16 protein-coding genes and 1 tRNA gene are annotated in these 11,892 nt (G+C 31.3%); 16 read left to right on the plus strand and 1 reads right to left on the minus strand.

The window, feature by feature from the left end; translation table 11 throughout:
- Window positions 1–176 precede the first annotated feature (176 nt).
- The 16 genes from HN894_16310 (at window position 177) to HN894_16385 (ending at window position 11,229) form a co-directional block, all read left to right on the plus strand.
- Window positions 177–401 (plus strand): DUF3343 domain-containing protein, encoded by a 225-nt coding sequence (locus tag HN894_16310; protein MBT7144888.1) that lies wholly within the window; start codon window positions 177–179, stop codon window positions 399–401.
- A 7-nt stretch (window positions 402–408) separates the two neighbouring features.
- A complete protein-coding gene (gene selD / locus HN894_16315) occupies window positions 409–1,443 on the plus strand; it encodes a selenide, water dikinase SelD (GenBank protein MBT7144889.1) in 1,035 nt (344 codons plus the stop codon).
- Between the two features lie 157 nt (window positions 1,444–1,600).
- Window positions 1,601–2,164 carry a TlpA family protein disulfide reductase gene (locus tag HN894_16320; protein MBT7144890.1) on the plus strand — a complete coding sequence of 188 codons (564 nt, stop codon included), beginning with the start codon at window positions 1,601–1,603 and terminating at the stop codon, window positions 2,162–2,164.
- 133 nt (window positions 2,165–2,297) lie between these two features.
- Window positions 2,298–2,780, plus strand: a complete 483-nt coding sequence (coaD, locus tag HN894_16325) for a pantetheine-phosphate adenylyltransferase (GenBank protein ID MBT7144891.1) — start codon at window positions 2,298–2,300, stop codon at window positions 2,778–2,780.
- A gap of 283 nt (window positions 2,781–3,063) precedes the next feature.
- Window positions 3,064–3,153: transfer RNA gene (locus HN894_16330), tRNA-Ser, on the plus strand.
- A 66-nt stretch (window positions 3,154–3,219) separates the two neighbouring features.
- Complete coding sequence (locus HN894_16335) at window positions 3,220–4,053, plus strand: MotA/TolQ/ExbB proton channel family protein (GenBank protein ID MBT7144892.1); 834 nt, start codon at window positions 3,220–3,222, stop codon at window positions 4,051–4,053.
- Between the two features lie 2 nt (window positions 4,054–4,055).
- Complete coding sequence (locus HN894_16340) at window positions 4,056–4,556, plus strand: hypothetical protein (GenBank protein ID MBT7144893.1); 501 nt, start codon at window positions 4,056–4,058, stop codon at window positions 4,554–4,556.
- 62 nt (window positions 4,557–4,618) lie between these two features.
- Window positions 4,619–5,260, plus strand: coding sequence for a biopolymer transporter ExbD (locus tag HN894_16345; GenBank protein MBT7144894.1), 642 nt, complete (start codon window positions 4,619–4,621; stop codon window positions 5,258–5,260).
- Between the two features lie 2 nt (window positions 5,261–5,262).
- Window positions 5,263–5,730, plus strand: coding sequence for a biopolymer transporter ExbD (locus HN894_16350; protein MBT7144895.1), 468 nt, complete (start codon window positions 5,263–5,265; stop codon window positions 5,728–5,730).
- A gap of 203 nt (window positions 5,731–5,933) precedes the next feature.
- Window positions 5,934–6,320: a polymer-forming cytoskeletal protein gene (locus tag HN894_16355; GenBank protein MBT7144896.1), complete on the plus strand. Its 387-nt coding sequence runs from the start codon at window positions 5,934–5,936 to the stop codon at window positions 6,318–6,320.
- Window positions 6,286–6,498 carry an AtpZ/AtpI family protein gene (locus tag HN894_16360; protein ID MBT7144897.1) on the plus strand — a complete coding sequence of 71 codons (213 nt, stop codon included), beginning with the start codon at window positions 6,286–6,288 and terminating at the stop codon, window positions 6,496–6,498. Before HN894_16355 ends, HN894_16360 begins: the two co-directional genes overlap by 35 nt.
- 6 nt (window positions 6,499–6,504) lie before the next feature.
- Window positions 6,505–6,888, plus strand: coding sequence for a hypothetical protein (locus HN894_16365; GenBank protein MBT7144898.1), 384 nt, complete (start codon window positions 6,505–6,507; stop codon window positions 6,886–6,888).
- Window positions 6,889–7,175: 287 nt separating this feature from the next.
- Complete coding sequence (locus tag HN894_16370) at window positions 7,176–7,433, plus strand: DUF2061 domain-containing protein (protein MBT7144899.1); 258 nt, start codon at window positions 7,176–7,178, stop codon at window positions 7,431–7,433.
- Between the two features lie 11 nt (window positions 7,434–7,444).
- On the plus strand, window positions 7,445–8,536 hold the full coding sequence (locus HN894_16375; GenBank protein ID MBT7144900.1) for a DNA alkylation repair protein: 1,092 nt from the start codon (window positions 7,445–7,447) through the stop codon (window positions 8,534–8,536).
- A 246-nt stretch (window positions 8,537–8,782) separates the two neighbouring features.
- Window positions 8,783–9,169 carry a BlaI/MecI/CopY family transcriptional regulator gene (locus tag HN894_16380; GenBank protein MBT7144901.1) on the plus strand — a complete coding sequence of 129 codons (387 nt, stop codon included), beginning with the start codon at window positions 8,783–8,785 and terminating at the stop codon, window positions 9,167–9,169.
- Window positions 9,166–11,229: a M56 family metallopeptidase gene (locus tag HN894_16385; GenBank protein MBT7144902.1), complete on the plus strand. Its 2,064-nt coding sequence runs from the start codon at window positions 9,166–9,168 to the stop codon at window positions 11,227–11,229. Before HN894_16380 ends, HN894_16385 begins: the two co-directional genes overlap by 4 nt.
- A gap of 140 nt (window positions 11,230–11,369) precedes the next feature.
- On the opposite strand, the gene HN894_16390 is transcribed toward HN894_16385, so the two are convergent.
- Complete coding sequence (locus tag HN894_16390; GenBank protein MBT7144903.1) at window positions 11,370–11,591, minus strand: type II toxin-antitoxin system PemK/MazF family toxin; 222 nt, start codon at window positions 11,589–11,591, stop codon at window positions 11,370–11,372.
- Window positions 11,592–11,892: the final 301 nt, after the last annotated feature.

Consider the following 11,892-nt stretch of genomic DNA (forward strand, 5'->3'; position numbering starts at 1 on the left):
CTTTCTATAGCTATGCCATGGCAGATGGTATCTTTAATTATCTGTTTGATAATAAATATGGGCTAATTTATAAAACTAAACCCAAAATCCCTGATAGCCAGCTATCTATAATTTGGGAGGAAAATTGAGGAAACTTCAGTCATATTTAAATAATCAATAATCAATAAATAAACGTAGTGGGAAACGAAATAGTTCTAATATTCGAATCTATTCACAAAGTTTTAAAAGCTGAAAAATTATTGATAGAGGCAAAATTGAAACTTGAGATAATTCCCACTCCAAGAGATTTATCATCGAATTGTGGAATGGCTATCAGGCTTAAAAAAGATGAAAATAACATTAATAAAATCGGAGAAATATTAGAAAAATTCCGCATAGCTTATAAAATATTTGACAGATAGAAAATTTATGAAATTCGATTTACTAAAAAATATTGAAAATGGTGGATGTTCGGCAAAATTGCCTGCCAAAGAATTATTTGCTGCACTAAAAGATCTGCCGAAAATTGATTGCAAAAATTTGCTCGTAGATATTGAAACGCATGACGATGCCGGGGTTTATAAAATTAGCGATGAAATTGCACTGATTCAAACAGTCGACTTTTTTCCGCCGGTTTGCTCCGACCCGTTTGAGTTTGGGCAAATTGCAGCAGCAAATGCTCTGAGCGATGTTTTTGCAATGGGAGGTAAAGTGCTTACCGCAATGAATTTACTGATGTTTCCTGCAAATCAGCCAATAAAATCTATAAAGGATATTTTGAAAGGTGGGCAAGAGAAAGTTGCTGAAGCTGGCGGAGTTTTAGTTGGGGGGCACACTATTTCAGATAATATTCCAAAATACGGATTAGCTGTTACAGGAATTGTTCAACCCGAAAAAGTAATTGCAAATTCAGAAGCTAAACCGGGGGATGTATTAATCCTTACAAAGCCAATTGGCTCGGGAGTTGTGATGGCCGGCAAGAAAATAGCTGAAGTCATTGAGAAAAACTATCAGGCTGTTTTGGATTCAATGAAGCAGCTAAACAAAACTGAGGCTGAAATAATGCAAAAATTTCATATAAAATCTGCCACAGATATTACCGGTTTTGGACTTTTAGGTCATACTTTGAAAATGGCTCAAGCAAGTAATGTTTCAATAAAAATAAATTCGGCTTCGGTGCCATTGTTCGACGAGGCATACAAACTTGCCGAAATGGGCTGTATTCCAAGTGCTTCGTTCCGAAATCAAGAGTTTGTAAATCCTTATTGCAATTTCGACAAAAAAGTAAAATATGAACAAAAAATGTTGCTATTCGATGCACAAACATCTGGAGGAATGTTGATTGCAGTGCCCGAAAAAATTTCTCAAACAGTTTTAAAAGTCTTAAGAGAATCAGGAAAAGAACATTCCGAAATTATTGCTGAGGTAATTCCAAAAAATGAAAAGGAAATTTATCTTGTTTAGCTGTGTTCTATGGTAAAACTTCTGCCAAAGATTTATTCTAATAGAAATAGTAGAAAACATTACCAGGAAAGAAACATGAAGGTTAAAAAAAGTTAAATAGAGAAATGCCGTTTTATTTTTTATACATTTGTCGCAAAAATTGTTTAAAATTATAGATATGAAGAAAGTAAGTATTGTTTTGGTTTCAGCTTTGGTTTTTGTAGTTGTAGCCGGATTTGTAAATAAAAATATTGAATGGCAACAAAAAACCGCTGAAGTTAAAGTAGGTTTAAATGTAGGCGACAAAGCTCCCGAATTGGCATATAATTCTCCCGATGGAAAAGAATTAAAACTATCAGATTTGCAAGGAAAAATGGTTTTGATTGACTTTTGGGCTTCATGGTGCAAACCTTGCAGAATGGAAAATCCAAATGTAGTAAGTGCTTATAATACTTACAAAAGCAAAAAATTCAAAAATGGAAACGGCTTCACTATTTACGGAGTTTCATTAGACCGTTCTAAAGATTCTTGGGTAGAAGCCATTAAGAAAGATAATTTAAATTGGGATTATCATGTAAGCGACCTAAAATATTGGGACTGCGAAGCTGCCGGTATTTACGGAGTTAGAGGAATACCTTCAAACGTGTTGATTGATGGAAATGGTATTATTTTAGCAAAAAACCTAAGAGGACAGAAATTGCATATAACTCTTGAAAGTTTATTGAAAAATCCAAAAAGATAAAAACAAACTACATTATATAAAAAGACCTATCGAAATTGTTTTGATAGGTCTTTTTTATTGGTAAGAATTAACAATTCTGAAAGTTCTAAATTTTAGTTAAATTCGAAAACTTATTTATTTCAAAATAATACTTATGAAAAAAATAGCAATTTTTCCCGGCTCTTTCGATCCTTTTACAATTGGTCATGAATCAATCGTAAGAAGGGCATTGTCGATATTCGATAAAATAATTATTGCAATTGGATATAATTCGAACAAACCCGGATTTTTCTCATTAGAAAAGAGGAAAGAATGGATAAATATAGTTTTCGAAAACGAAGAAAAAATTGCCGTTGATGAATACATGGAACTTACAGTAGAATATTGCAAAAGGGTAGGAGCTCAGTATATTTTGAGAGGCTTACGAACTTCTGCCGATTTTGAATATGAAAGAGCAATTGCCCAAGTAAACAAAACCATGCGTCCCGAAATTGAAACCGTTTTTTTACTTACAAAACCAGAACATACACCAATAAATTCTTCTATTGTTAGAGATATAATACGGCATGGTGGAAATACTCAAGGATTATTGCCAAAGCAAATTTCTATTTCCCATTCTGATATTCCTGTAAAATAAGTCATACAGCATATTTTACTTATTTTAGATATGTAAATTATTTGTAATTTTTGAATCTAATTTTTAGATTTTAATATAACACAAAAAAATAGATTCTTTCAAAAATATTCTCCAATTATCCATTATAAATGATTTTTAATTTTGATATACTAAAGTGTAAAATTCAGCATTTAATATGATGGTATAAAATATTAATTTCAACTGATAAATGTTTTTTTTTAGATAAAATACTTTTTATACTTTAGTGCCCTCAAAAATAAAGCGTTTTTTGAATTTTTTTTTTGGAGAGGTGACCGAGTGGCTTAAGGTGCACGCTTGGAAAGCGTGTGTGCTGTTTGAAGCGGTACCGGGGGTTCGAATCCCTTCCTCTCCGCAAGAAATAGGAAATAATAAATTTAATAATAAACTGTTAATTAATTGTAACTTAAATTAAAAATAAATGAAAAAACTATTTGCATTTTTCGCAGTTATCGGATTGTTATGTATAGGAGCATCGCAAAATGCTTTTGCACAAGACGTAGAAAGTGATTCACTAATATCCGATTCAACTATTGTTGATACGACACAAGCAGAAGCCACCGATCTAGTAATAGAAGAAAGTACAGATGCTGATACTCCGGTAGTTGAAGAAGAAATTGGTTTTCATCAACAAGTAAAACAAAAATTTATTGAAGGTGGAGCGGGTTTTATGACATTCGTTCTTTTAGCTTTAATTCTTGGTCTTGCATTAGCTTTCGAGAGAATAATATATTTGAATTTAGCTACAACAAATACAAAGAAATTACTGTCAAATGTTGAAAATGCTCTAAATTCGGGTGGAATTGACGCAGCAAAAGAGGTTTGTAGAAATACAAGAGGTCCGGTTGCAAGTATTTTTTACCAAGGTTTAGATCGCTCCGATGAAGGAATAGAAATGGTAGAAAAATCTGTAATTTCATACGGAAGCGTTCAAATGGGATTACTTGAAAAAGGATTAACCTGGATTTCGCTATTTATCTCTATGGCACCAATGCTTGGTTTTATGGGTACGGTAATTGGTATGATCGAAGCTTTTGATGCAATTAAAGTTGCCGGTGATGTTTCTGCATCACTTGTTGCAGGAGGTATTTCTGTGGCACTTATTACAACAGTTTCCGGACTTATTGTTGCTATGATTCTTCAAGTATTCTACAATCTTATCGTAGCAAAAATTGATGGAATTGTTAACAATATGGAAGATGCTTCTATCTCATTGATAGACATTTTAGTTAAATTTAATCATAAAAATAAGTAATTATGCTCAAAAAAGTTTCATTAATCCTATCAATTGCTCTATTAGCTATATCGGTAGTTTTTGCGATATACCTTTTTTACGCAGGAGGACAATTTGATAGCGAGGCACCATTTTCAGAGAAATTGGCAGCCATTGGTCCTGCTCTTGATGCAGCTCTCTTTTGGGTATATATTCTTATCGGATTTGCTGCTGTAACTTCTATCATTTTTACACTTGTATTTATGATTACAAATCCTCAGAATGCAATAAAATCATTAATTGTTATTGGCGGCTTAGTGATAATAGTATTTTTATCCTATTATATTGCTTCCGATGAAATAATGAATTTTCATGGTTCGGAGAAGTTTTTCTATGGGGAGGAAGGTTTAGTGAATGCTGAAACTACCAAAGCTGCACAAAGTTTCTCAAGAAAAGTAGGAACAGGATTATTTGCCACCTATATTGTTGGAATTATGGCAATTGTTTCTGTGATATATTCTGCTGTTTCTAAAGCATTCAAATAGTATATCTTGTTTCGTTCAAAAAACGGAACAATTATTTTAACTCTTTTTAATAAAAACATATTATGGCAAGAAGAGATGCAGGAGAATTTAGTGCAAGTTCGATGGCCGATATAGCTTTCTTACTACTTATTTTCTTTTTAGTAACCACAACAATGGATGTTGATTCCGGATTATCCCGAAAACTTCCTCCTCCGGTTGATGAGGAGCCTGAAGATACTCCACCTATCAAGGAACGAAATGTTTTCATAGTTTTGATAAACACTTTGAATCAGGTTCAGATTGAAGGGAAATTGACTAAGATAATTGATATAAAAGAAAAAGCAATTGAGTTTATATCAAATCCTGAAAACAGTGATGAATTACCTCAAATGGAATTGCTTTCAGTAAAAATGGAGAAAGCAATAGACAAAGGAAATGGAAAAGAAGCAGGATTATATAAAAAAGCAATCAAAACTTTTGGCGATTTGTCGGTAGCAAAAATGGCGGTAATTTCATTGCAAAATGATAGAGGTACATCTTATAAGACCTATATTGAGGTGCAAAATGAACTTATTTCAGCCTACAATGAATTACGAAATGGATTGTCTATGAAAATATTTGGTGCGAAATATGACGATTTGAAAAAGAATGAGCAGAAACTTGTTAAAAAAGTTTATCCGCAAAGAATTTCGGAAGCTGAACCTAAAAATATTGGAGGAAAATAATTATGGCAAAATTTGGGAGAAAAGACAAAGGAGGTAGCCCGGCTATTTCAACCGCTTCATTACCTGATATTGTTTTCATGCTTTTGTTCTTTTTTATGGTAACAACTGTAATGAAACAAGACGATTTGAAGATAGATGTAACTTTACCTCAAGCAACTGAGATAAAAAAACTTGAGAAAAAATCGTTGGTGAGTTATGTATATATCGGTGCACCTAAGAAGAAATTTCAAAAACTTTGGGGAACTGAACCAAGAATTCAGCTAAACGATGTTTTTTCAAAAGTTGAGGATATTCAGGATTTTATAACAAGCGAAAGAGAAGCAAAAGACGAAGCAGAAATTCCATTTATGTTCACATCATTAAAAGTCGATGAGGAAACAAAAATGGGAGTAGTGTCTGATGTAAAGCAAGAATTGCGAAAAGCTCAGGCATTGAAGATAAATTATTCGTCGCGACAGAGAATAAAATAGCATAATTTTGCAGATATAGAAAAGAGAGGGATTAAAAATAGTTCCTCTTTTTTTTTGTGTTGGCTGTTGGTTTTTAGCTGCTGGTTGTTGGCTAAAAGCTAAAAGCCAATATTTGTTTCAAAAAATACAAATAAATCATATTTTTGCAAATTATTTAATGAATATAATTAATAATGTTTGCGAAAAACAAAAAAACAAATTCAATGGCAAAAAATACCGAGCTTGATTCAAATACTATTAATCTTATAGGTACAGGCACTAAAATTACAGGAGATATTACCTCAAGCGGCGATTTACGAATTGATGGAATTTTGAAAGGAAATATTTCTACTAAAGGAAAATTAGTGGTAGGTCAAACAGGTACAATCACCGGAGAAATAAATTGCAAGAATTCAGATATTTCGGGAACAATCAACGGAAAAATATTGGTTTCTGACTTGCTTTCATTAAAAACTACTGCAAAAATTTATGGCGACATTATTACTAATAAACTTGCTATTGAACCGGGTTCTGTTTTTACCGGTACTTGCAATATGGATAGTAAAAGCCCAATTAATGAAAAACAAAAAACAGAAAAATTCTCTAAATAATTATGCAAAATATAGCGGCATTGCATTCCAAATGCTGACTATAATCTTGATTGGCGTTTTCGGTGGAATAAAGCTTGACGAATTCCTTAGCTTCGAATTCCCTCTATTTACTCTAATTTTTACTATTCTCGCAGTTGCCTTGTCAATATATTATACCATTAAAGATTTGTTAAAATAAATATCGATGCAAAAATCCCTTAAATCTATTATTACAAAATTGATTGTTTTTTCAGCTATTCTTATCACTTTAAGTGTGATTTTCTACACAACAATTCTTAAAAATTTTTATTTGCCGGTATTTCCATTTCTATTAGCTCTTTTCATTTTAATTACTGCTATAATTCAAATTATGTTGGTGAGAATCGGAAAAAACGAAATGGCAAAATTTACAAGATATTTCATGCTTACCCTAACTATAAAAATATTTGTATTTCTTATTTTTTTAGTTTCATATATTTTTCTCGACAAAGAAAATGCAGCTATTTTTCTTGTTACTTTTTTAGTGCTTTTTATAGTTTTTCTTCTTTACGAAGTTATAACTTTATACACTGCCTTTCAGAAAAACTAAATAGAAATTGAGTTTTCATCTGACTTAGAAAATTGCTACAACTGTTTTTCTAATATAGAAAAGTGAAAAAATGTGTTGAATTTTTACCAATATAGAAATGCAATTACTGCTTTTGTATAAAAATTTTAAATCTTTAATAATAATTGAAAAATATATATATTTTTGGTGAGAATTATTTTGGATTTTGTTTAGAAATTAAAAAATTGGAATTGTGTTATTTGAATATGTTATAAAGCAGTATTCCAAATCCTCATTAAAATTGTTAACACTTTATTTGAAAATATAAGATGAAAAAATCAGCACAAACAAGAGAATCTCATCTCAGAAGTATTATTAAATCTATAACATGGCGTATTTTAGCTTCATCAATCACTACTTTAATTGTATATATTTTTATGCAAGACAAACCGGAAATCGCATTTCTTATTGGAGGAATTGAGCTTTTTATTAAAATGTTTGTTTATTATTTGCATGAACGAGTTTGGAATTTAGTTACTCCCGGAACTATTCGAAAAATTATTCCTCATAAAGATAAAATAGATTAACATCTAAAATAATGGCAACAAAACTCAAAGAAATATTTTTTACCGAAGATTCTGTAAACTTATTTGCAGAACAAATATTGAAAAATTTTAAAGGTTTTGACAAAGTCAAATTTCTAAAACTTGTTTATTGCCAGAATTGGAAGGATTTTGAGTTGAAAGAAAAAATGAGACATTTGTCAATTTCGCTTAAATCTACATTGCCAGAAAATTTTGAGGAGGCTGTGAATATTTTGATAGAAATTTCGCCTTTCATAAAAGGATTTGAAGCAATGACTTTGCCTGACTTTGTTGAAGTATATGGGATGGAGCATTTTGATTTGTCTTTAAAAGCACTTGCTATTTTTACGAAATATTCTTCATCGGAATTTGCTATTCGACCATTTTTGAAAAAAGATCCGCAAAAAACAATGGAGTTTATGAGCGATCTTGCCAAAAGTAAAAATGAGAACCAAAGACGATTTGCGAGTGAAGGTTGTCGTCCGAGATTGCCTTGGGCAATGGCTTTACCTGATTTTAAAAAAGATCCAACCTTAATTTTTCCAATTTTAGAAAAACTTAAAAGCGATGAGTCTGAATTTGTAAGAAAAAGTGCAGCAAATAATTTGAACGATATTTCGAAAGATAATCCCGATTTGGTTTTAGATGTTTGTGAAAATTGGTATGGCCTTTCAAAAAATACCGATTGGATTGTTAAACATGCTTGCCGAAGTTTGTTGAAGGCTGGCAATAGTCGTGCTTTAATGATTTTTGGTTTTGAAGATGCGAAAAATGTAATTGTTAGAAATTTGATTTTCGATAAAAAAACAGTTCAGATTAGTGAAGAAATTGTTTTTTCATTTCAATTAGAATTACAAGCCGAAAAATATAGCAAAATTCGCTTAGAATACGGAATGGATTTTATGAAGGCAAACGGAAAACTTTCAAGGAAGATATTTCAAATATCAGAAAAAACCTATGAGCAGGGCACTTTTTCAATTACTAAAAAACATTCATTTGTAAATAGAACTACTCGCAAACATTACTTAGGCAAACACAGAATTGCAATTATTGTGAATGGGGAAGAAAAAACTGTTCAGGATTTTGAGCTTGTTTCAGTCAACTAATCTATTTAATCTATCCTAAAGGACTTTTTAAAACTATTGGAAAAATATGTTTCAATAGTTATAAATCTACATTTTATAAAATTTCGATACATCTGCAAAACCTGCATATAGCCTGCATTTCACAATTTGTATTTAAAGTTAATAAAAAAAATATCAATAATTTTGTAATAAAATACGAAAATATTCGTAATTAAATTTGGAAATACGAAATGTTTCGTATTATATTTGCAAATAGAAATTTGTAATATGAAAATGAAAAAGTTGAAACCTACGGAATCGGAACTTGAGATACTTCAAATCTTATGGAAATGCGGTGCAAGCTCGGTTAGATTTGTGAATGACGAATTAAACAAAAACAAACAAGTTGGTTACACAACAAGCTTAAAAATAATGCAAATCATGGCAGATAAGAATTTGGTTTCAAGGATAAAAGATGGCAGAACACATATCTACTCTGCCGCCATCGAACAAAAAGACACACAAAACCAATTGCTAAAAAAGCTGGTTGATGGTGTTTTTGCCGGATCTGCAAAAAATCTTGTTATGCAAGCTCTCGGAAACCATGAGGCATCAAAATCGGAATTGGAAGAAATACGAAAGTTTATTAATGATCTTGAAGAAGAGAAATCATGAATATAATAAATGCCTTCTTTAGCAACGAGTTAATCAAAATATTTGGTTGGACATTAATACATTCTATTTGGCAAGTTATGTTGATAGCCATCCTCCTAAAGATTTTTTTGATTTTATATAAGAAGCAGTCTTCTGATTTTTTGTACAGAATGGCTGTAACATCAGCTATTTTGTGTGTTTTGATTGTTTCACTTTCGTTTGCAAATATTTATAAAAACTATAATTCTGATTTATCAACTAATTCTTATAACTCCCAAATTCTAAATTCGCAGAACTACTTTTCGCAAAAGAGCTTAACTTCCTCTGGAAATATTAATCAAAATGATATTGATAATTATATTTTTTCAGAAATTATAGATTTTACAAACAGCTATCTACATGTAATTGTAACATTTTGGTTTATAGGCATTTTTGTATTAATAATTAGATATTTCGGAGGTCTTGCTTTAATTTTTCGATTGAGGACAAAAAAATCAATTTCAATTTCAGACGAGTGGATTCAAAATTTTGAGAAGCTAAAGAAAAAATTGAAAATCAATAAAAAAGTTGAAATATTTGAATCTTATGCCACCCAAATTCCAATAATAATCGGTTATTTTAAACCTATTATTTTTTTACCTGTGGCTATGTTAAATTCTCTTCCATACGATCAGGTTGAAGCAATTATTCTTCACGAGTTAGCCCATATCAAAAGAAATGATTTTATAATAAATATTATTATTTCTTTTTTTGAGGTCGTTTTTTTCTACCATCCTGGATTTTTATGGATAAATTCAATTATAAAATCAGAGAGAGAAAACTGTTGTGATGATGTTACGGTGAAAGCTTGCGGTACTGCTAAGCCACTTCAAAATGCTTTGGTAGAATTGCACAATTTTTCACAGACTTCCCCAAAATTTGCACCCGCATTAATCAAAAATAATAACCTAATTAAACGAATTAAACGTATGAAAACTAAACATTTATCTTCGACCCATGGAAAAGGAAGAGTAATTGGTATTACTTTATTGTTCTTAACAATTTCTGTATTGCTTATAAATTCTGCTTTTTCACCTAAAACATCCGATCTGCCTGAATCTTTGGTGAATTTTACTAATTATTGCCAACCTTCAACGACATTTTCAAATGATTTAAAGAATGATTTTAATCTGAAAATACATGAAAATGAGAATGCTATTTTTTTAGAAAGTGTTGAACTACTTCAAGATACGATAAAAGAAAAGGATACAATTACAAGTAATATTCATGAAACTCATGTTAAAAAAAATGAGGAGATTAGAATTGAAATGGATGGTGATGGAAAAATTTTGGAAGTAAGGAAAAATGGGATTCCTGTGCCTAAAGACAAATATGAAGAATACAGAAATCAAGCAAATAGTAAAACCGGTTACCATTATTATTTTTCAGATTACGATTTTGATGAGTTAAAAAATGCCTATCTCGAAGCCATAGAGGTGTATAAAAATGCAAGCGAAGAAATAGCCCTTTCGGAAGAAGATATGGAAAAAATAAAAAATGCCCACCAAGAAGCTATGCTGGTTTACAAAGAGGCTTTTGAAGACTTCAATTTTTCAGATTCGATGTTTTATCATAACGACCATGATTTTGAATTCGACTTTGATTTTGAGAATTTTGAAGAGGATTTTGATTTTATTCACGAAGAGTTTGCAGATTTTTTTGAGGATTTTGCAGAAGAATTTGAAGATTTTGCGGATGAAATGGATGATTTGAAAGTGGAGCTACACGACAAGATTGAAGAAATTGAACTTCTAGAAGAACTAGAAGAACTAGAAGAACTTGAGCAAGAACTTACCGAACTATCTGAAGAATTGCTGGAAATAGGAAACTCTGATGATATCGAAAATGTTTTTCGAAGAGAACTTGTTGAGGATGAAATAATTGATGAAGATGATAATATGAGTTTTACAATTTCTACCAAAAAGTTTATAGTAAACAAAAAAAAGCAATCGAAAAATATCCTTAATAAATATTTAAAACTATACGAATCAATTGCTGGCGAAGCATTGCAAAAAAACACTACTATAAGTGTTAGAGATTAAAGGAATCATTACATATAGGAAATAATTACCAAAACCCGATGTTTTGGGTTTAGTTCAATATCCCGATTTTTATCAGGACTTAACCAGACTCATAAGTTCCTCGCTACTATAATATTCTAAGGTGTTAACCATAGTTTTTTTCAATCTACAAAAGTCTCTTTTGTCACAGATTTCAGTTCTTTTATTTCAGCTTGTGATAATCTTCCTAAAATTCTAACGATTCTCTGTTTGTCAATAGTCCGAATTTGGTCAATTACAATCCAGCCAATTTTTTTGTCGTGTTGTACTTCAATTCTAGTCGGATATTTAAGTGATGTTGTAGTCATCGGCGCAACAATAATCGTTCGAAGGTATTTATTCATTTCGTCCGGTGAAATAATAATTGATATTCAATCTGGGTGGGCATTATATATTTCCAGAGAGTGAAAGTCTCTTACAGGCTGGGTTGGTGAAGCCTGTTAGTAAGTCGCTGGGGGTGGTAGCTGCGAAGCTACATCTGAAGGAAGCGAGACTACAAACTCCAGTACTGACGAATAGAACCGACCAAAGGGAGCTCATGAACACAATTAAAATAAACACTGTTGTGAATAAATAGTATATGAGGCTGTTTGAAATGGGTAAGCAAGCACATCTTTGTAATGCCCCTGACCAACAAATTTCAGA

The organism is Bacteroidota bacterium, from assembly GCA_018692315.1.
Lineage (GTDB): Bacteria > Bacteroidota > Bacteroidia > Bacteroidales > JABHKC01 > JABHKC01.

What these genes read in the sequence shown, in the direction of transcription:
- selD (MBT7144889.1), top strand. Translation starts at nt 409, where the DNA reads ATGAAATTCGATTTACTAAAAAATATTGAAAATGGTGGATGTTCGGCA.
- HN894_16320 (MBT7144890.1), top strand. Translation starts at nt 1,601, where the DNA reads ATGAAGAAAGTAAGTATTGTTTTGGTTTCAGCTTTGGTTTTTGTAGTT.
- coaD (MBT7144891.1), top strand. Translation starts at nt 2,298, where the DNA reads ATGAAAAAAATAGCAATTTTTCCCGGCTCTTTCGATCCTTTTACAATT.
- HN894_16335 (MBT7144892.1), top strand. Translation starts at nt 3,220, where the DNA reads ATGAAAAAACTATTTGCATTTTTCGCAGTTATCGGATTGTTATGTATA.
- HN894_16340 (MBT7144893.1), top strand. Translation starts at nt 4,056, where the DNA reads ATGCTCAAAAAAGTTTCATTAATCCTATCAATTGCTCTATTAGCTATA.
- HN894_16345 (MBT7144894.1), top strand. Translation starts at nt 4,619, where the DNA reads ATGGCAAGAAGAGATGCAGGAGAATTTAGTGCAAGTTCGATGGCCGAT.
- HN894_16350 (MBT7144895.1), top strand. Translation starts at nt 5,263, where the DNA reads ATGGCAAAATTTGGGAGAAAAGACAAAGGAGGTAGCCCGGCTATTTCA.
- HN894_16355 (MBT7144896.1), top strand. Translation starts at nt 5,934, where the DNA reads ATGGCAAAAAATACCGAGCTTGATTCAAATACTATTAATCTTATAGGT.
- HN894_16360 (MBT7144897.1), top strand. Translation starts at nt 6,286, where the DNA reads ATGAAAAACAAAAAACAGAAAAATTCTCTAAATAATTATGCAAAATAT.
- HN894_16365 (MBT7144898.1), top strand. Translation starts at nt 6,505, where the DNA reads ATGCAAAAATCCCTTAAATCTATTATTACAAAATTGATTGTTTTTTCA.
- HN894_16370 (MBT7144899.1), top strand. Translation starts at nt 7,176, where the DNA reads ATGAAAAAATCAGCACAAACAAGAGAATCTCATCTCAGAAGTATTATT.
- HN894_16375 (MBT7144900.1), top strand. Translation starts at nt 7,445, where the DNA reads ATGGCAACAAAACTCAAAGAAATATTTTTTACCGAAGATTCTGTAAAC.
- HN894_16380 (MBT7144901.1), top strand. Translation starts at nt 8,783, where the DNA reads ATGAAAATGAAAAAGTTGAAACCTACGGAATCGGAACTTGAGATACTT.
- HN894_16385 (MBT7144902.1), top strand. Translation starts at nt 9,166, where the DNA reads ATGAATATAATAAATGCCTTCTTTAGCAACGAGTTAATCAAAATATTT.
- HN894_16390 (MBT7144903.1), bottom strand. Translation starts at nt 11,591, where the DNA reads ATGAATAAATACCTTCGAACGATTATTGTTGCGCCGATGACTACAACA.